13 protein-coding genes are annotated in these 18,898 nt (G+C 69.0%); 10 read left to right on the forward strand and 3 right to left on the reverse strand.

Features of this window, described 5'->3' with window-relative positions; translation table 11 throughout:
• Positions 1–16 precede the first annotated feature (16 nt).
• Complete coding sequence (locus PGH47_RS01290) at positions 17–1,066, forward strand: YihY/virulence factor BrkB family protein (RefSeq protein WP_271661800.1); 1,050 nt, start codon at positions 17–19, stop codon at positions 1,064–1,066.
• Here the strand turns inward: PGH47_RS01290 and PGH47_RS01295 are convergent.
• On the reverse strand, positions 1,063–1,779 hold the full coding sequence (locus PGH47_RS01295) for a FadR/GntR family transcriptional regulator (protein ID WP_271661801.1): 717 nt from the start codon (positions 1,777–1,779) through the stop codon (positions 1,063–1,065). The genes PGH47_RS01290 and PGH47_RS01295 overlap by 4 nt on opposite strands.
• A gap of 227 nt (positions 1,780–2,006) precedes the next feature.
• Here PGH47_RS01295 and PGH47_RS01300 point away from each other — a divergent pair, with 227 nt between their 5' ends.
• The 5 genes from PGH47_RS01300 to PGH47_RS01320 all read left to right on the forward strand — a co-directional run bounded on the left by PGH47_RS01300 (position 2,007) and on the right by PGH47_RS01320 (position 7,249).
• Positions 2,007–3,227, forward strand: a complete 1,221-nt coding sequence (locus PGH47_RS01300) for an aminotransferase class V-fold PLP-dependent enzyme (RefSeq protein ID WP_271661802.1) — start codon at positions 2,007–2,009, stop codon at positions 3,225–3,227.
• A gap of 17 nt (positions 3,228–3,244) precedes the next feature.
• The gene (locus PGH47_RS01305) at positions 3,245–4,546 is read left to right on the forward strand and encodes an ABC transporter substrate-binding protein (RefSeq protein ID WP_271661803.1); all 1,302 of its coding nucleotides are present in this window, start codon (positions 3,245–3,247) and stop codon (positions 4,544–4,546) included.
• A gap of 2 nt (positions 4,547–4,548) precedes the next feature.
• Positions 4,549–5,529: a carbohydrate ABC transporter permease gene (locus PGH47_RS01310; protein ID WP_271661804.1), complete on the forward strand. Its 981-nt coding sequence runs from the start codon at positions 4,549–4,551 to the stop codon at positions 5,527–5,529.
• On the forward strand, positions 5,526–6,362 hold the full coding sequence (locus tag PGH47_RS01315) for a carbohydrate ABC transporter permease (RefSeq protein ID WP_271661805.1): 837 nt from the start codon (positions 5,526–5,528) through the stop codon (positions 6,360–6,362). Before PGH47_RS01310 ends, PGH47_RS01315 begins: the two co-directional genes overlap by 4 nt.
• Before the next feature lie 410 nt (positions 6,363–6,772).
• Positions 6,773–7,249, forward strand: a complete 477-nt coding sequence (locus PGH47_RS01320) for a hypothetical protein (RefSeq protein ID WP_271661806.1) — start codon at positions 6,773–6,775, stop codon at positions 7,247–7,249.
• Positions 7,250–7,355: 106 nt separating this feature from the next.
• Here the strand turns inward: PGH47_RS01320 and PGH47_RS01325 are convergent, their stop codons facing one another.
• A complete protein-coding gene (locus tag PGH47_RS01325) occupies positions 7,356–8,972 on the reverse strand; it encodes a phospholipase D family protein (RefSeq protein WP_271661807.1) in 1,617 nt (538 codons plus the stop codon).
• A 372-nt stretch (positions 8,973–9,344) separates the two neighbouring features.
• Between PGH47_RS01325 and PGH47_RS01330 the strand changes: the two genes are divergently transcribed.
• The 3 genes from PGH47_RS01330 to PGH47_RS01340 all read left to right on the forward strand — a co-directional run bounded on the left by PGH47_RS01330 (position 9,345) and on the right by PGH47_RS01340 (position 16,843).
• On the forward strand, positions 9,345–13,607 hold the full coding sequence (locus tag PGH47_RS01330; protein WP_271661808.1) for a HAMP domain-containing protein: 4,263 nt from the start codon (positions 9,345–9,347) through the stop codon (positions 13,605–13,607).
• A gap of 157 nt (positions 13,608–13,764) precedes the next feature.
• Entirely contained in the window at positions 13,765–16,176 is a 2,412-nt protein-coding gene (locus PGH47_RS01335) for a SpoIIE family protein phosphatase (RefSeq protein ID WP_271667944.1), read from the forward strand.
• 109 nt (positions 16,177–16,285) lie between these two features.
• Positions 16,286–16,843 carry a Dps family protein gene (locus PGH47_RS01340; protein WP_271661809.1) on the forward strand — a complete coding sequence of 186 codons (558 nt, stop codon included), beginning with the start codon at positions 16,286–16,288 and terminating at the stop codon, positions 16,841–16,843.
• Between the two features lie 46 nt (positions 16,844–16,889).
• On the opposite strand, the gene PGH47_RS01345 is transcribed toward PGH47_RS01340, so the two are convergent.
• Positions 16,890–17,444 (reverse strand): hypothetical protein, encoded by a 555-nt coding sequence (locus tag PGH47_RS01345; RefSeq protein ID WP_271661810.1) that lies wholly within the window; start codon positions 17,442–17,444, stop codon positions 16,890–16,892.
• 110 nt (positions 17,445–17,554) lie between these two features.
• Between PGH47_RS01345 and PGH47_RS01350 the strand changes: the two genes are divergently transcribed.
• On the forward strand, positions 17,555–18,847 hold the full coding sequence (locus tag PGH47_RS01350; protein WP_271661811.1) for an MFS transporter: 1,293 nt from the start codon (positions 17,555–17,557) through the stop codon (positions 18,845–18,847).
• Positions 18,848–18,898 lie beyond the last annotated feature (51 nt).

The raw sequence follows: 18,898 nt of genomic DNA on the forward strand, positions 1-18,898 counted from the left end.
CGGTTACTCGTGCGGAATGGTACGGATGCTGAAAGGGCACGAGAGGCGCGGAGGGCACCGCGCGGCCGAGACCGGGCGGGCATCCGAGGCCGGCCCGGACGAACAGGTGGAGCGGCGGGCGCCGGACAATCCCACGGACCTGCCCAAGCGGTCCTGGGGCGCGGTGCTGAAAGGCACCTTGAAGGAGTTCAAGAAGGACGAGCTCACCGACCGGGCCGCGGCGCTGACCTACTACAGCATCCTGGCGCTGTTCCCGGCACTGCTGGCGCTCATCTCCCTGCTCGGAGTCATCGGGGAGTCCGCGACGCAGCGAGTGCTGGACAACATCCAGAAGCTGGCCCCGGGTGCCGCGCGAGACGTGCTCACCAGCGCCGTCCAGCAGATGCAGGGCAACGCCGGCGTCGGGTCGGTCATGGCCGTCGTGGGTCTGCTCCTCGCCGTGTGGTCGGCCTCCGGCTATGTCGCCGCGTTCATCAGGACCGCCAACGCGGTGTACGACGTCCCGGAGGGCCGCCCGGCATGGAAGGTGCTGCCGGTCCGCGTCGGTGTGACGGTGACCCTGATGGTCATGGCGGTCATCAGCGCGGTGATCGTCGTGTTCACCGGTGGCCTGGCCCAAGAAGTCGGCTCCTCACTGGGTATCGGCGACACAGCGCTCACCGTGTGGTCGATCGCGAAGTGGCCGGTGCTCGTCCTCCTGGTCACGATCATGATCGCGATCCTCTACTGGGCCACGCCGAACGCCAAGGTCCGCGGCTTCCGTTGGATCACGCCGGGCAGCTTCCTGGCACTGGTGATCTGGCTGGCTGCCTCGGCCGGCTTCGCGGTGTACGCGGCGAACTTCGGCTCGTACAACAAGACCTACGGCACCTTCGCGGGCGTGATCATCTTCCTGGTCTGGCTGTGGATCACGAATCTGGCGATCCTGCTGGGCCTGGAGTGCGATGCGGAGCTGGCTCGCCAACGCGCCGTCGCGGGCGGTCACCCCGCCGAGAAGGAGCCGTACGTGGAGCCTCGCGACACCCGGAAGTGGGACGAGGACGACCGCCGACGGCTTGGGTCCTAGGCCGATTCCTCCCGAGCGGATCCGTCGGCCTCCTCCACCGGCGGCATGAACGCCCGCAACCAGCGCTCCGTCTGAGCGACATGCGACTGTGCCGCGCCGGCCGCCGCCACCGGGTCGCGGTCGGCGATCGCGGTGGCCAGGACGCGATGGTCGTCGTCGCTCTTCCTGCGCAGGTCAGGACCTTCGGGCAGGGTGAAGACCTGGTACTTGCGGGAGCGGGCGCGGAAGACCGCCAGCAGGGTCGCCAGGGTGGGGTTGCCGCCCACGCGGGCGATCTCGGCGTGGAAGCGGTGGTCGAGTTCGGAGGCCTTGGTGGGGTCGCTCGTCGCCTCCATGTCCTCGATGAGCGAGAAGAGCGTGCGCACGTTCTCCGGGGTGCAGCGCGCCGCCGCCTGGGCGGCCACATGGGCCTCCAGGACGCGCCGGATCTCGTAGACCTCCAGCAGGCCCGAGAGCGGCAGGAGTTCGAGGGTCAGGGAGAGGCTGCCGATCACGTCCTCGGGCCTCAGTTGTGAGACGTAGGTGCCCGAGCCGTGCCGCGGCTCGATGACGCCCAGGGCGGCGAGCATCCGTACGGCCTCGCGCAGCGACCCGCGCGAGACGCCCAGTTCCTCGCAGAGCTCGCCCTCGGGCGGAATGCGCTCGCCCGGACCGAGGCGTCCCGTACCGATCATGTGCCGTAGGCCGTGGAACGCCTTCTCGACTGCGGACATCCGTCCCCTCTTCCTCCCCTGACGGGCCGGCGAATCATGCCGCCGCCCTCGGAGCACTGTAGCGAGTCTCAGATGTGTCGGATGCGTGTCACTCGAAAGTCATCTGATGACTTTCACTGTACGACCCTTGTTTCCGCCGAGAAAGGTGGTGCAGGATGCCGAGTCATCAAACGTGTCTGGCGGAGTCCGGCCTTCCGTGAACCCGCCCTGCCCAGATGTGGAGACCTGTGAGCGAGACCGAGGTGACCACCGCACCGCGCCCTCTGCTGCTGGCGGACGGCCGGCCCGCCGACCGGGCGTGGTCGCTGGATCCTGCCCTCAAGCACCTCAACCACGGCTCCTTCGGGGCCGTTCCGCTGGTGGCTCAGGAGCGGCAGGAGCTGCTGCGCGTGGAGATGGAACGCTCACCCGTGGTGTGGTTCCCGGCACTCCCCCAGCGGCTCGCCGCGGCCCGTGTCGAGCTCGCCGACTTCCTGCGCGTCAGCGCCGGCGACCTCGCCCTGGTGCCGAACGCCAGCGCCGGCGCGAGTGTCGTCTACGCCGCCCTCACCCTGCGACCCGGCGGGGAGATCGTCGTCACCGACCACGGCTACGGGGCCGTGACGATGGGGGCCGAGCGGCTGGCACGGCGCTGGGGCGGCCGGGTCCGTACCGCCCGCGTGCCGCTGGACGCGGACACGGACGCGGCGTACGAGGCGGTGGTCGCCGAACTCGGCGACGCCACCGAACTCGTCGTCGTCGACCAGATCACCTCGGCGACCGCACGCCGGTTGCCGGTGGAACGCATCGGGGCGGAGGCCCGCCGACGCGGCATCCCCGTCCTCGTCGACGGCGCGCACGCGCCCGGTCTGCTCGACTCGCCGCTCGCCGACGCGACCTACGACGTCTGGACCGGCAACCTGCACAAGTGGGGCTGCGCCCCGCGCGGCACGGCCGCCCTGGTCGCCCGCGGCCCGCTGCGCGAGCGGCTGTATCCCCTCATCGACTCCTGGGCCGCGGCCGATCCCTACCCGGACCGCTTCGACCAGCAGGGCACGATCGACGCCACGTCCTACCTGGCCGCGCCGACGTCCCTCGGCTTCATCGAGCGCACCTGGGGCTGGCCCGCCGCCCGCCGCTACATGGACGACCTGGCCGACTACGGCGCATCGGTCATCGGCACCGCGGTCACCGGACTGACCGGCGCGGACAGCGCGGTCGACGTCGGTATGCCCGTCCCCGGCATGCGCCTGGTGCGCCTCCCGGACGGACTCGCCGCCGACCGCGTCGAGGCCGACGCCCTGCGCGACCGGGTGGCCCTCGAACTGGGCGTGGAGGCCGCCTTCACCAGCTTCGACGGCATCGGCTACATGCGCCTGTCCGCCCACGTCTACAACACCGCCGCCGACTACGAGTACTTCGCCGAGGAATGCGTCCCCGCCCTCGGCAAGTGGGCACGAGGAAACTGAAGGAAGAGGTCAGCACAATGAGAAGAAGGACGGCAGCTCTCGCGCTCGGCACCGCCGCCGCGATGGTTCTGACCGGCTGTTCCACCATGAGCCCCGGGGCGAGCGGAACAGTCACCCTCAACATGGTCGAGAGCCTGACGAACCCGACCCGCACCGACCTGCTCAAGGACCTCATAGCCGACTTCGAGCAGCAGAACCCCAAGGTCAAGGTCAACCTGGTCTCCCCGCCCACCGAGCAGGCCGACCAGAAGCTCCAGCAGATGCTCCAGTCCGGCAGCGGGGTGGACGTCCTGGAGGTCCGCGACATCACCGTCGGACCCTGGTCGAACAACGGCTGGCTCTACGACATGAAGAAGGACCTCACCGGCTGGAAGGGCTGGGAGGCGATGACGGAGAACGCCGTCAACGCCTCGAAGGACGCCAAGGGCAAGACGTACTTCGTCCCGTACGGCTTCTACGGCCTGAGCCTCTTCTACCGCACCGACCTGATCAAGGAGGCGGGCTTCAGCAAGCCGCCGGCCACCTGGGCGGAACTGGTGGAGCAGGCGTCCGCCATCCACGACCCGGCGAAGCGGCGCTACGGCTACGCCTTCCGCGGCGGCGCCAACTCCAACAGCAACGCCACCGCCGCCATCGAGGCCTACCTCGCCGACCAGGTCGACCCGGCGAACGGCTTCAAGCTAAAGGACGGCCGCACGATCTTCGCCGCCCCCGAGGCGGAGGCCGCCATGGAGAACTACCTCGAGCTCTTCAAGCGGGCCTCGCCCAAGTCGTCGGTCGCCTGGGGCTACCCGGAGATGGTCGAGGCGTTCTCCAACGGCTCGACGGCCTTCCTGCTCCAGGACCCCGAGGTGATCGCCACGGTCTCGGAGTCCAAGTCCATCTCGAAGGACCAGTGGGGCACCGCGCCGCTGGTGGCCGGGCCCGGCGGCAAGACCGTGCAGCCCCTGGCCACCGCCGGGTGGGGTGTCGCCAAGGGCAGCAAGCACAAGGCCGAGGCGGTCAAGCTGGTCGAGTTCCTCTCCCAGGGCGAGGCGTCGACGACGTTCACCAAGAAGAACAGCCTGGTGCCCATCCTCAAGTCGGCGACCAGCGACCCCTTCTACAAGACCGGCCCCTGGTCGAGCTACGTCACGATGACCGAGCAGCCCGACAAGTACCTGGTCGTGACCCAGCCGCGCGGTGTCACCTGGTGGGCCGAGTGGCAGCAGAAGGCGGACGCCGACGTGCAGAAGCTGATCCTCGGCAAGACCACGCCCAAGAAGCTGGTCGCGGGCTGGGACGCGTACTGGACCGAGAAGTGGCAGCAGGAGCAGTAGACATGTCCGTCACGTCCACAACAGCGACGAAGACGAAGACGCCGGGCAGTGGGGAGACCTCGCACAAGCGGGGTCTCCCCCGCCGGGGCCGACGGCGGGAGTTCACCACCCGGCGCGGTCTTCAGATCGCCGCGTTCATGGCGCCGGCCGCGGTCTTCGTGGCGGTCTTCACGTACTACCCCATGATCGCGGGCGGCCAGATGGCCTTCCGCAACTGGAAGCTGACCGACCTGACCGACACCTCCTGGGTCGGGCTGAAGAACTTCCGCGACGTCTTCGCCGACCCGGCCTGGGGCACCGTCCTCGGCAACAGCGCGATCTGGGTGTTCGGTTCGATCGTGCCGCAGCTGGTCATCGGCTTCGCGCTCGCGCTGTGGCTGCGCCGCCACTTCCGCTTCCGCGGCCTCTACCAGGCACTGATCTTCTTCCCCTGGGCGATCTCCGGATTCCTCATCGGCATCCTCTTCCGCTGGCTGTTCAACAGCGAGTTCGGTGTCGTCAACGACCTGCTCCAGAAGGCCGGTCTCATCGACGAACCGGTCGCCTGGCTGGCGGATCCGAAGACGGCGATGGTGGCCGTGCTGATCGCCAACATCTGGTACGGCGTCACCTTCTTCGCGATCATGATCCTGGCCGCGCTCCAGTCGATCCCCGACGAGCTCTACGAGGCGGCGGCGCTGGACGGCGCGAGCAAGGCACGCACGCTCTTCCAGATCACCATCCCGTACATCCGCACCACGCTGGCACTCACCGTGCTGCTGCGGGTGATCTGGATCTTCAACTTCCCCGACCTGATCTTCGGCATGACCGGCGGCGGGCCGAACAACGAGACGCACATCGTGACCACTTGGATGATCAAGATCACTCAGCAGGGCGACTACGGCAGAGCCTCCGCGCTCGGCCTCCTCGTGGTGGCCGCGCTGCTGGTGTTCGCGGTGTTCTTCCTCATGGCCACGCGCGAGAAGAAAGGAGCGAGGCGATGATCGGCAAGGAGTCCACGGCCGGCCGGGTGGTCAAGTTCGCCTTCCTCGGCGTGTGGCTGCTCTTCACCGTCTTCCCCCTCTACTGGATCACCGTCACCTCGCTCAAGGCGCCCGGCGACATCTTCCAGTTCCCGCTCGCCTACTGGCCCGAGCGGTTCTCCCTGGAGAACTACAGCGGCCTGTTCGGCACGGCCGACTTCGGGACCTACCTCACCAACAGCCTCATCGTCTCCACCGTGGCCGGCGCGACGGCCACCGCGATCTCGATGCTGTCGGCGTACGTGCTGGCCCGGTTCGAGTTCCGCACCAAGTCCGCCCTGCTGATGGCCGCGCTGGTCACCCAGATGATCCCGTCGTTCATCGCGCTGGGACCGCTGTACCTGCTGATGACCGACCTGCAACTCGTCGACAACCGCTTCGGTCTGATCCTCGTCTACATCGCGGTGTGCATCCCGTTCTGCACGGTGATGCTGCGCGGCTTCTTCGAGAACATCCCGGACGCCCTGGAGGAGGCCGCCATGATCGACGGCCTGTCCCGGTTCTCGGCGCTGTTCCGGGTCCTGCTGCCGGTGATGCGCCCGGGCATCATCGCCGCGTTCATCTTCAACTTCGTCAACTGCTGGAACGAGCTCTTCCTGTCGGTGACGCTCATGAACAGCGACAGCAACAAGACCGTCCCCACCGCCCTGAACGGCTTCATCTCCAGCTTCAACATCGACTGGGGCTCGATGTCCGCGGCAGCCGTCCTCACGATCCTCCCCACCATGCTCCTGTTCGCCTTCGCCAGCCGCCACATCGTCCAGGGGCTCACTTCGGGGGCGGTGAAGGGCTGAGAGCAGGCTCAGCCCGCCCACACTCCGGACAACGTCAGCCCTACGCTCACTGCCGCCACGAGCACCATGCACAGGCGCAACCACCCCACGAGGCCACTGCCTTCGTCGCCCTGCCCTGCTTCGGGCAGGGCGTCCTCTGCCGGGCGTGCGGCAAGGAGACACGCGCAGTAGCGGCACGGCGCGGCATCGGGTCGGGTCTGGTGCGCGTCGTCCAGCACTTCGAACCAATCGTCCATGCCTGGGCCAACCCAAGTCCTGCCCGACCGGCAACGCACTCATCGGCGTTCGCGGCCGTACCGCAACATCGGGTAGCCGCCCGGCATGTACCACCGGCCACGGCCGGGCCGCCGGCGAAGACCGCTCTTGGGGAGCCCTGTCGCCGACCCGAGCCGCGAGGCCAGACTGTGATCATGAAGATGTCTGGGGATTACGCGACGACGGTTGCAGCTGTTGCTCCGGTGCTTTGGCTTGTGGGGGCAGTGGAGCATCACCAGGTTGCCAAACGCCTGGTCAGCCGGTGGCAAGAGGCGACGGAGCAGATCGAGCGGGATGTCGCCGAGTTAGGCGGGGAGTCCACGGGCGTCCGGACGGGCGGTCGGGTGGCGCACTCGTGGAAGAGGCTGCGAGAGTCGGCTCTCCTCGCCGGTCTCGCGCTGCTGTGGGCAACAGTTTCGGCCTGTTTGCTGCTCACCACCATCATGGCTCTGCGCTGGCTCGCCGCGGGCGATACGGACCCGCAACCGATCGTGGCCGCCTTCTGCTTCTACTCGATCGCCATCGGTGGCCTGGCCATCTCCCTCACCCCGATCCTGCTTGCGACCCTCCGGGCCCTGACTCTGGCCGGGCGGATATGGACGGCAGGAGGAGCGGCGAGAGAGCATCGCTGAGTCGACGAACCGTTCGGCCGCGGCAACCGGCCACTCGACGCCCGCTCCCTTCGCCTGAGGCCGGCGGAGATGGAACCCGGGTTGATCCGCGCAAAGTATCGGGCGGTCAGAAGCCGTTGCGGCGCCGCAGTCCGAAGGGTCTGCCGTCCGGGTCGATGAGGAGGCGGTGCAGCGGCGTGCAGACCGCCTTGGTCGTGCGCGAGAGACTCGGCGGGACGTACGTCCGCAAGCGGCCCGGTGGTCTCGGGCCGTGTCGGCCGTTCTCGTGCCAGGCGTCCAGTGCGGCGGCGCTCGCCGCGAAGGCGTCGAAGGCCCGCGCGGGATCGCAGAGCGGGTCGGGCGCGGGCGGAGTCGGGGGCGGTTCCATGTCCAGGTGTTCACGCGAGAGTTCCACGCGAAGTTCTCTGGCGAAGGCGCGGGCACCGTCCCCGAGGCCGCCCGGGTCGTGCGGCTCGCGCGGGTCCGTGGCCTCGTCCATCACCGCGCAGGTGAGTTCCGAATCGTGGGTCCACGAGCGGAGGTTGACGTTGTCGGAGCCGACCGAGGCCCACACGTCGTCGATCACGCAGACCTTCGCGTGGACGTACACCGGTGTGCCGGCGTGGTTCTCGAGCGCGTACACCGCGACGCGTCCGCCTCCGGCACGGCGCAGCCTCTCCAGGGCCGTGATCCTGCCGATGAGGTTCATCGGCAGGGTGAGTCGGCCGTCCTGTTCGGGGACGGAGGGGATGACGGCGATGAGGCGCAGGCCGTCATGGGCGGTGAGCGCCTGGGCGAAGGACTCCACCACGTGCGGTGACCACAGGTACTGGTCCTCCAGGTAGATCAGGGCACGGGCCCGTCCCAGCGCCTTGCGGTAGCCGCGGGCGATGCTGCGCTCGCCGTCGGGGGCGAAGTCGTATCCGCGCAGCAGCCGGTTGGGATAGGTGCGCAGGACTTGGAGGGTCTGGGTGCCAAGTGGTGAGGGGTCGGGTGGCTGGGGCGGGAGCCGGTCGGCTTCCGTGTCCTCGCGGTGGGCGAGTGCCCGCAGGCGGACGAGAGGGCTGCGGGTGAGCGGCGCGGGATCTTCCCAGCGTTCGCGGAACACTGCCTCGATGTCACCGACGGCCGGTCCGCGGATCGCGAGCTGGACGTCGTGCCAGGGTGGGTGCGGGCCGTAGGCGGCGGCGATGCGCAGCGACTGCCGGTCGCCTCGATGCGTCGCGTCGTCGTTGCGGTTGTGGCAGAGGTCGATGCCGCCGACGAAGGCGACGTCGCGCTCGGGGCGGTGCGGGTGGCGGAGCACGACGAGTTTCTGGTGGTGCGAGCCGCCGGGCCGGACCCGCATGTCGAGCAGGCATTCACCGCCGGCCGCCTCGATCTCCTCACCGAGATGACGGTTCTCGGCCTCACTGAACTGGAAGCGGTCCAGGTGGGAACGCCACAGCAGCCCTTTGACGATCACTCCGCGCTCGGCCGCCTCGGCCAGGACCCGGCCGATCTCGCTGCCCGGGCCGTCCAGGCGCTCGTCCGGGTCCCCGCGCCAGTCGGTGAACAGCAGCAGGTCCCCTGCGCGCTGCTCTCCGATCGCGCGGTGGAGCTCCCGGAAGTACGTCGCCCCGTGGACAAGGGGCCGCACCAGGTTGCCGCGCGACCAGGCAGTTCCATCCGTCCGGCGACCGTCCAGACGTGTGGCACCGTTGCCGCGTTCGGCCGCGGTCAACAGCCATTCGGTGAGTTCCACGGCCCAGGCCCTCCAGACGGGCCGTACGAGTACCCCGTACCGTGCCTCCTCATCCGCGGAGTAGTGCCCGGGCCGTCGATGGGACGCCCTTCCTGGTCCCGTACGCGGGCGTACAGAATGGCCGCACCAAACTTGTCCAGGTACCCGCGGTCACTCAGAACATGCGCTCCGGGCAGCGGCCTTTCGCTCTGTTCCGCCCCCTGCCCGAGGCTTTTGTTGTCGCTCGACAACTGAGTTAATCTTCACCAGATTTCCTCACCAGGTCGAAGCCGTGAACAGCACAAACGTGACAGGTGAGTGGGCTCTTCACAGGCCCGGCGCGGTTCCGAGTCCTCGGTGTGAGGGCTCTTGGGGAGCGGAACGAGGATGCGCATGACGAGCAAGACGATCGAGGCCGTCGACGGGGCCTCCGGCGAGCAGGAGCTGCGGCAGCTGCTGGCCGGGCTCACCGCCGTGCGAGACGGCGACTTCGGCACCCGGCTGCCGTCCGGCGAGGGTCTGCTCGGAGACATCGCCACCGTCTTCAACGGCATGGTGGACCAGCTCTCCGTGTTCACCTCGGAAGTGACCCGGGTGGCGCGTGAGGTCGGCACCGAGGGCACGCTGGGCGGCCAGGCCGAGGTGCCGGGCGTCTCGGGCACCTGGGCCGACCTGACCGACTCGGTCAACGCCATGGCGGGCAACCTGACCACCCAGGTCCGCGACATCGCACAGGTGGCGACGGCGGTCGCCAAGGGCGATCTGTCGCAGAAGGTCGACGTCCCCGCCCGGGGCGAGATCCTTCAGCTCAAGGAGACCGTCAACACGATGGTCGACCAGCTCTCCGCCTTCGCCGACGAAGTCACCCGCGTCGCCCGCGAGGTCGGCAGCGAGGGACGTCTCGGCGGTCAGGCGCAGGTGCCCGGCGTGGGCGGTGTGTGGCGCGACCTGACGGATTCGGTCAACTTCATGGCGGGGAACCTCACCTCCCAGGTCCGCAACATCGCCCAGGTGACCACCGCGGTCGCGCAGGGAGATCTCTCCCAGAAGATCACCGTCGACGCCCGCGGCGAGATCCTCCAGCTCAAGAACACCATCAACACGATGGTCGACCAGCTCTCCGCCTTCGCCGACGAAGTCACCCGCGTCGCCCGCGAGGTCGGCACCGAAGGCCGCCTCGGCGGGCAGGCGGACGTGAAGGGCGTCAAGGGCACCTGGCGCGACCTCACGGACTCCGTGAACTTCATGGCGGGGAACCTGACCGCACAGGTCCGCAACGTGGCCCAGGTGGCCACGGCCGTCGCGGAGGGCGACCTCTCCCAGAAGATCACCGTCGACGCCCGCGGCGAGATCCTGGAGCTGAAGACCACCATCAACACGATGGTCGACCAGCTCTCCGCCTTCGCCGACGAAGTCACCCGCGTCGCCCGCGAGGTCGGCACGGAGGGCAACCTCGGCGGTCAGGCGATCGTCCGTGGCGCCTCCGGTACCTGGAAGGACCTGACCGACAACGTCAACGTGATGGCGTCGAACCTGACCGGCCAGGTCCGCTCGATCGCCAAGGTCGCCACCGCTGTCGCCCGCGGTGACCTGTCCCAGAAGATCACGGTCGAGGCGAAGGGCGAGGTCGCCGCCCTGGCGGACGTCATCAACACCATGGTCGACACACTCTCCGCGTTCGCGGACGAGGTGACCCGCGTCGCCCGCGAGGTGGGCACCGAGGGACGCCTCGGTGGTCAGGCACATGTGCCGAACGTGGCGGGCACGTGGAAGGACCTCACCGACAACGTCAACTCCATGGCCAACAACCTCACCGGCCAGGTCCGCAACATCGCGCTGGTGACGACGGCGGTGGCAGGCGGCGACCTGTCGAAGAAGATCGACGTCGACGCCCGCGGCGAGATCCTGGAACTCAAGACCACCATCAACACGATGGTCGACCAGCTGTCGTCCTTCGCCGCCGAGGTCACCCGCGTCGCACGTGAGGTCGGCAGCGAGGGCCGCCTCGGTGGGCAGGCGGAGGTCGAGGGCGTCGAGGGCACCTGGAAGCGGCTGACGGAGAACGTCAACGAACTGGCCGGGAACCTCACCCGCCAGGTCCGTGCGATCGCCGAGGTCGCCAGCGCCGTCGCCGAGGGCGACCTGACCCGCTCGATCACCGTGGAGGCGTCGGGCGAGGTCGCCGAGCTCAAGGACAACATCAACTCCATGGTGGGCTCGCTGCGGGAGACCACCCGGGCCAACCAGGAACAGGACTGGCTCAAGACCAACCTCGCCCGGATCTCCGGCCTGATGCAGGGCCACCGGGACCTGCCCGTGGTCGCCGAGCTCATCATGGACGAGCTCGCGCCGCTGGTCTCGGCGCAGTACGGCGCCTTCTACGCCGCCGAGGACACCGCGCGCAAGCCCCAGCTCAGGCTGGTGGGCTCGTACGGCTATCCCGACGACACCACCCGGCCCGAGCGCATCCGGGTCGGGCGCTCCCTGGTCGGGCAGGCCGCGCGCAACCGTCGGCCCATCAGCGTGGAAGAGCTGCCACCGGGCTATGTGACGATCTCCTCCAGCCTCGGACAGACGGTTCCCAGCGCGTTGGTGGTCCTGCCCATCGTGGTCGAGGACCAGGTCCTCGGTGTCATCGAGCTGGCCTCCGTCACCCGCTTCACCCAGATCCACCAGGACTTCCTGGCCCAGGTGATGCCGACCATCGGCGTCAACCTCAACACCATCGTGGCCAACGCGCGCACCGACGAGCTGCTCGGGGAATCACAGCGGCTGACCGGCGAACTCCAGGAGCGGTCGGCGGAGTTGCAGGTGCAGCAGGACGAACTGCAGCGCTCCAACGCCGAACTGGAGGAGAAGGCCTCCCTGCTCGCCTCGCAGAACCGCGACATCGAGGCGAAGAACCTCCAGATCGAGCAGGCACGGCAGGAGTTGGAGACCAGGGCGCAGGAGCTGGCGCTGGCGTCGAAGTACAAGTCGGAGTTCCTGGCGAACATGAGCCATGAGCTGCGCACCCCGCTCAACAGCCTGCTGATCCTCGCGCAGTTGCTGGCGCAGAACCCCTCGCGCAACCTCACCCCGAAGCAGGTCGAGTACGCGGGCATCATCCACTCCGCCGGCTCGGACCTGCTGCAGCTGATCAACGACATCCTCGACCTCTCGAAGGTCGAGGCGGGCAAGATGGACGTCACTCCCGAGTGCGTCGAGGTGCGCGAGCTGGTGGAGTACGTCGAGGCGACGTTCCGCCCGATGACGACGCAGAAGAGCCTGGAGTTCTCGGTGGCCACCGCGCCGGGGACACCGTTCGACCTGCTCACCGACGGCTCCCGGCTGCGCCAGGTGCTGCGCAATCTGCTGTCGAACGCCCTGAAGTTCACCGAGGAGGGCGGCGTCGAGCTGCGTATCGAACCCGCCGCGGACGGCGAGATTCCGATGAGCGTCCACCGCGGCAGTCCGATCGTCGCCTTCCATGTCAAGGACACCGGTATCGGCATCCCCGAACAGCAACTGGAGACGATCTTCGGAGCGTTCCAGCAGGCGGACGGCACCACCAGCCGCAAGTACGGCGGCACGGGTCTCGGTCTGTCGATCACCCGGGAGATCGCCCGTCTGCTCGGCGGTGCCGTCACGGTCCGGAGCACGCCCGGCCAGGGCAGCACGTTCACGCTGTATCTCCCCGTGGCCCGCGCCGACTACGAGGGCGTACTCGGCAGTGGCGCACAGCCGGTGGAGCAGCCGCACCCCGCCGAGCTCCCGCCGGCCGCACCGTCCGAGGCACCGCCGGCCAAGGCTCCCGGGCGGCGCCGACGCAGACTGCTCGTCGTCGAAGGCCGTACGCGCGGGCTGCTCACCCTGGTCGCCGAGCGGGCGGTCGCGGACATCGCGCCCGATGCCGACGACCCGCTCGCGGGCATCGACATCATCACGGCGGTCGGGGCACAGGAGGCGGCGAGCACCCTGGCCGACGAACCCTGCCACTGCGTCGTCCTGGAGCTCGGCATGCCCGACGACGCGGGAACGCGCCTGATCCAGGCCATCGAGGGAGACTCGGCGCTGGCCAGCGTGCCCGTGCTCGTGCACACCGGACATCACGTGGACCTGGCCCAGGAGCAGTCGTTGCGCTCACGGGCGGAGGGCCGTCCGCTGGCCTTCCTCTCCAGCCTGGACGAGTTGCGCGAGCGCATCACGCTGCATCTGTCCGCCGAGGAACCCGGGGACGTGCTCCAACTGGTGCGCACCGAGGAATCCCAGCGCGCGATCACTCAGGTCGTCGACAACACGCTCTTCGGCCGTACGGTGCTCGTGGTCGACGACGACGCGCGCAACCTCTTCGCCCTCAGCGGGGCACTGGAGCTGCAGGGCTTCCACGTCCTGCACGCGAACAACGGTCGCGAGGGCATCGAGACGCTGCTCGCCCACCAGGACATCGCGCTGGTCCTGATGGACGTGATGATGCCGGAGATGGATGGTTACGCCGCAACCGCGGAGATCCGCTCGATGCCCCAGTACGCGGACCTGCCGATCATCGCGGTCACCGCCAAGGCCATGCCCGGGGACCAGGAGAAGAGCCTGGCGTCCGGCGCGAACGACTACGTCACCAAGCCCGTCGACACCAATGACCTCATCGGCCGCGTCCAGCGCTGGCTGACCACGTGACGGGCGGTCCCGCTGCCGTGCGTATCAGCCGACCGCCTGGCGTCCTCGGACGTCCCAGCCGAGGAACAGGTCAACCGTGAGCGATCCCCACCGTCCGACCGCGCCGGAGACGGCCGGTACTCCGGCGGGCGCCGAACTGCTGCCCACCGCGGCGCCCGTGGCCCGCGCCGGGATCGACGTGGCCGGACAGGACGACGACGACACGCAGCGCTCCCCCGTCGGCAGGCTGGCGGCGACCGTGGAGCGGCTGCGCCGTGAGGTGCGGGCGGCTCAGACCGAGGCGGACGGGCGCGCCCTGATCGAACTGGCCAAGGGCATCCTCGTCGAACGGCTCGGGTGCGGACCCACCCAGGCGGCACGGCAACTCGCCGAGCTGACCGAGCAGGCGGGCATGTCACCTCTCGAATTCGCCGTCGAGGTCATCGACCAGGCCTCGGGTGACCGGCTGTCGGAGGTGACCACCGGCTTCCTCGAACACACGGCGGGCGGAGGCGAAGCGGCCGCCTCGCTGAGGAACAACTCCTACGCCCTGATGCTGCGGGCCGCCGAGAGCGGTGCGCTGGCCGCTCGTGACGCCCAGGCCGTAGCCGACTCCCTGATGGAACACGCCCTGCGGCCGCTCGGTGCGGAAGCGGTGGCCATCTGGTCGCTGGGCGGCGACGGCTCGCTGACCCTGGCGGGCAGCGCCGGTTTCACGGCCGCGGAAGCGGGACGCTGGCGGTATGTGCCACCGGGTGTGGCGACAGTGGCGCGCCGCGGGCTCGGGGGCGGGGGCGGGGTCGGGGAGCTGACCGGCCATTGGATCGGCTGTCTGTCCGAGACCGGGCTGCCATCCATAGGACAGCACCAATATCCCGACGGCGGCCGGGCGGCCGTACCCGCCGACACGGGCGGTCGGATCCTCGGCGTGCTCGAGATCGTCTGGCCCGCTCCGATGGAACCTCAGCCTCCGCAGATCGTCCGTCAGGTCGAGGCCCTGGCCGAGCTGTGCGCGCACACGCTGGAAACCTCCGTCCCGCGCCACCCCGACGGGGACTGGCGGCCAGGCGTCCTGCCGGAAGTCACCGAGCTGATGGACCTGGCGGACAGCCTGCACGACCCCACGCTGGTGCTCGTTCCGCATCTGGACCCCGCCGGGGAACTGCTCGACTTCCGTATCCAGCACGTCAACGGCCGCTTCCTCGACCCGAGCGGCCGGCCCCGAGCTGTCGTCAACGGCTCGCTGCTCCTGGAGGCGTACCCGATGGCCGCCGGCGAGAGCGAGCTGTTCGAGCAGATCGAACGGGTCTACGCCACCGGAGAGCCGTTCCGCGCCCACCGCATGCGGCTGACCACGCTGGTCGACGACGTCCCGCTGGCGGCGGTCGCCGACATCAACATCAGCCGGCACGGCAGCTGCGTCCTGCTCATCTGGCGCATGGAGGACGAGACGGCAAGGCTGGCGAGCCTGCTGCAGCACGCCCAACGCCTCGGCCGCATCGGGGGGTTCGAGGAGAACCTCCTCACCGGCGAGATCACCTGGAACGTCCAGCTCTACGGCCTCTACGGCAAGTCCCCCGCGAGCGGCCCGATCCCGTTGGAGGATCTGGCCGCCCATGCCCACCCGGACGACGCGGTCGCCATCGGCAGGTTCCTGCGTACGCTGCTGCACCACCGAAGTCCCGCGTCCACGGCCTTCCGGCTGCAACGGCCCGACAGTGTGACCCGGCACATCCGCGTGGTGGCCGAACCGGAACTCGACTCCGACGGCCGCCTGCTGGTCGTCCGCGGCGCCTACCAGGACATCTCCGCACACCACTGGACGGAGGTCGCGCTCGCCGCGACACGGGACCAGCTCGCCCACTCCGAGCAGCAGGCCCGTGAACGCAACCGGCTCACCCTCCAGTTGCAGCACGCGATCATGCCTCCGGCGCAGGCTCCGTTGGACGCGCCCGGACTCCAGGTGGCGGTTCGCTACCGGCCCGCGGAGACCCAGCATCTCGTCGGCGGCGACTGGTACGACGCCGTCGTACTGCCGTCCCGGCTGGTGCTGCTGTGCGTGGGGGACGTCGCCGGGCACGGCATCGACGCGGCCACCAGCATGGTGGTCCTGCGCAACGCGCTGCGCGGCCTCGCCGTGACCGGCGCCCGACCCGCCCAGTTGCTGTCCTGGCTCAACATGGTGGCCCACCATCTGACCGGCGGCGTCACCGCCACGGCCGTCTGCGGCCTGTACGACCCCGAGCGTCGCACCCTGCGCTGGGCCAGGGCCGGCCATCTGCCGCCGGTCCTGCTGCGCGACGGCGAGGCGACGCCCCTGCCCCTGGTCAAGGGCCTGCTGATCGGTGCCGTGCCCGAGGCGACGTACGAGGAACACGAGGTCCAACTGGCCGTCGACGACACCTTGCTGATGTACACGGACGGCCTGATCGAACGCCGTGACCGCTCCGTGGAGGAGTCTCTGACCCAGCTCCTGGCAGCCGCGCGCACGGTCCCGCCCACGCTCGACCAGCAGTTGGACCGTCTGCTCACCTACAGCAAGTCGGACACGGACGACGACACGTGCATCGTGGGCGTCCGGGTGGCCTAGAGAACCGTGCCCGGATCACCCGACAAGAGCCGGATCACAGGTCTGTGATCACGAAAAAGGGGCACCTGAACTCCTACTTCATTTCACTACCGGAAGAGGAGTAGCGAACATGACGAGGGACCTCACCCCCAAGTACACGGTGCCCGGCATCGAGCGAGCGGCGGCCGGCCGGATCATCGACGTCCTCCGCCTGCGGCTGCACGCGCTGAACGACCTCCACCTCACGTTGAAGCACATTCACTGGAACGTCGTCGGACCCCATTTCATCGCCGTGCACCAGATGGTCGATCCGCAGGTCGACAGGGTGCGTGACATGGCCGACGACGTGGCCGAGCGCATAGCCGCGCTCGGCGGTGTCGCGCAGGGCACACCGGGCTCCCTGGTCAAGGAGCGCACCTGGGACGACTACTCGATCGGCCGCGAGGACGCCATCGCTCACCTCGGCGCGCTGGACGTCGTCTACACGGGCGTCATCGAGGACGTCCGCGCCGCGATCAAGGTCGTCGGTGAGATCGACCCGGCGACGGAGGACCTCCTCATCGAACAGCTTCGGGACCTCGAACAGTTCCAGTGGTTCGTCCGGGCCCACCTCGAGAGCGCGGGCGGCACACTGACGACGGCCCGGGCCGAGACGGAGGAGGCCGCCGCCAAGGCCGCAAAGGCCTGAGCCTTTCCGGCCCGTCCGGCAACCCGTGGCGCCCCAAAGGACAAGTTCAGCCGGCAGCCTGTGCACTGCCCAATGATCGGGCGAAGTCGGCAAGGGTCCGGAAGTCGTCTTCGCGCAGGCCGATCCTTGGGTTGACGTGGTGCAGAAGTCCCGGTGCGCGGTGGTGGGCGGTCACATACGCCTGGTCCGAATCACTCTGTTCGTCGTCCACCCAGGCAAAGGAACGGCCGTTGGCGTACTCCACCAGCGGGGCGGTCTTCCAGTGAACTCCGTCAGGGCGGTCTTGGAACAAGCGGTCGCCGAAGTCGACGAATGGCAGCTCAGGTAGACCGAGCACCGGGCCGATCCACCGGTTGGCATCAGCCATCCATGTGGTGGCCCAGCACAGTTCGTAGCCGAGCTGCAGCAGAGCCTGTCCCTGCGCCGGGTTGAGCCAGACCCGCAAAGGTCCCCGGCGGAGGGAGAGTTCGTAGTGGTCCTGGGAATCCGCACTACCTCGGGGCACCCGGAGGGTGGTGTAGCCCTCTGGGCGCCTCGTCGGCTTGGCCGCGTAAGGGTTGAGGGGCCCGTCCACGTCGAGGAACAGAAGTGGTCGGCTCATGATCTCCCCGGGTCATGTGCAATGGTGGCTGCGCCGGTGACAGCGTAATGGCAACGATGATGGCTGATTGAAGACGGAAGCATCGGTGCCGCCCCGTAGAGTCCGTCGCCGTGTCTACCACCCCCGTTCGGTCCTCCCTGTGGAGTGACCAGCAGTTTCTTCTGCTCGCTACGGCTCGGACCATCTCGGTGCTGGGCAACGGTTTTGCCCGCGTGGCGTTGGCATTCGCCGTGCTGGGCCTGCCCGGGGCGACGCCGGGGCGGCTGTCTTTGGTGGTGGCCTGTCAGGCACTCCCTCAGCTGGTGTTCATCCTCATCGGCGGGGTGATCGCGGACCGCATGTCACGGGCACGCCTGATGGTCGTCGCCGACATCGTGGGGGCCGCCGCCTACGCCGGGCTGGCCGGCCTCGTGCTGTCCGGTCACGCGCCGATGATCCTGATGTGCGTGCTGGCCGTCGTGGCGGGGACCGCGACCGCACTGTTCTCGCCCGCGATGGCCGGCCTCGTCCCGCTGGTCGTTGAGGAGGACAAGCTCCAACAAGCCAACGGGCTGCTGCGGGTGTGCACAAACAGCTCCCTACTGCTCGGGCTGGCCTTGTCCGGTGTCGCCGTCGCGTGGATCGGCGCCGGTTGGGCACTGGCCCTCAACGCCGCGTCTTTCGTGGTCAGCGCGTTTCTGACCACTCGGCTGCGCGTGCCCGGCAGGGCGGCGAAGGGCTCCTCGGGCTGGGACGATCTGAAGGAGGGCTGGCGGGAGTTCACGTCCCGGCAGTGGCTGTGGGTCGTCGTCGCCCAGTACGCGGTTGTCGTCGCAGCGCTCAACGCCAACGTCGGCGTCCTGGGGCCGCTTGTCGCGGAGGAGGACCTGGGCGGAGCGACGGCATGGTCGGTCATCGTCGCGGCGCAGGCCCTGGGAACCATCGCCGGCGCCGGCCTGGCCGCACGCGTCCGGGTCAACAGGCCCATCCTGGTCGCGGTTCTGGCCACTCTCCCGGCCGCCCTGCCCATCGCCCTGCTGGCCGCCTCGGCCCCGGTCTGGCTGATCGCGGTGGCCATGTTCAGCTCGGGTGTCACCTCGGACGTCTTCGGCGTGCTCTGGTCCACGACCATCCAGCGTGAGGTCCCCGAGAAGGCCCTTTCCCGCGTCAGTTCCTACGACTGGTTCGGCTCCTTGGCCTTCGCCCCGCTCGGGCTGCTCGTGGCCGGACCCGTTGCCGACGCAATCGGCACCCAGAAGGCACTGGCTGGCTGTGCTGCCGTGATCGCCCTGGCCACATGCGCGGCCCTGTTCTCGCCGCAGGTCCGCAATCTCACCGCGCCACCCCGGCCGGACTCACAGCGCACGCCAGATGCGGCTTCTCCGGCTGCCGCATCACGCACGGTGGACGAGGAGACGGCCTAGGGGCCGGTCTTCGTCCACCTCCGGTCCGACGGCGGCTCTCTCCTTGGGCTG

This window comes from Streptomyces sp. HUAS 31, assembly GCF_028198125.1.
In the GTDB taxonomy this organism is placed as follows: domain Bacteria; phylum Actinomycetota; class Actinomycetes; order Streptomycetales; family Streptomycetaceae; genus Streptomyces; species Streptomyces chartreusis.

Excerpts from the sequence above, each read along its gene's own strand:
- PGH47_RS01290 (WP_271661800.1), top strand. The coding sequence starts at position 17 with ATGGTACGGATGCTGAAAGGGCACGAGAGGCGCGGAGGGCACCGCGCG.
- PGH47_RS01295 (WP_271661801.1), bottom strand. The coding sequence starts at position 1,779 with ATGTCCGCAGTCGAGAAGGCGTTCCACGGCCTACGGCACATGATCGGT.
- PGH47_RS01305 (WP_271661803.1), top strand. The coding sequence starts at position 3,245 with ATGAGAAGAAGGACGGCAGCTCTCGCGCTCGGCACCGCCGCCGCGATG.
- PGH47_RS01310 (WP_271661804.1), top strand. The coding sequence starts at position 4,549 with ATGTCCGTCACGTCCACAACAGCGACGAAGACGAAGACGCCGGGCAGT.
- PGH47_RS01315 (WP_271661805.1), top strand. The coding sequence starts at position 5,526 with ATGATCGGCAAGGAGTCCACGGCCGGCCGGGTGGTCAAGTTCGCCTTC.
- PGH47_RS01320 (WP_271661806.1), top strand. The coding sequence starts at position 6,773 with ATGAAGATGTCTGGGGATTACGCGACGACGGTTGCAGCTGTTGCTCCG.
- PGH47_RS01330 (WP_271661808.1), top strand. The coding sequence starts at position 9,345 with ATGACGAGCAAGACGATCGAGGCCGTCGACGGGGCCTCCGGCGAGCAG.
- PGH47_RS01340 (WP_271661809.1), top strand. The coding sequence starts at position 16,286 with ATGACGAGGGACCTCACCCCCAAGTACACGGTGCCCGGCATCGAGCGA.
- PGH47_RS01345 (WP_271661810.1), bottom strand. The coding sequence starts at position 17,444 with ATGAGCCGACCACTTCTGTTCCTCGACGTGGACGGGCCCCTCAACCCT.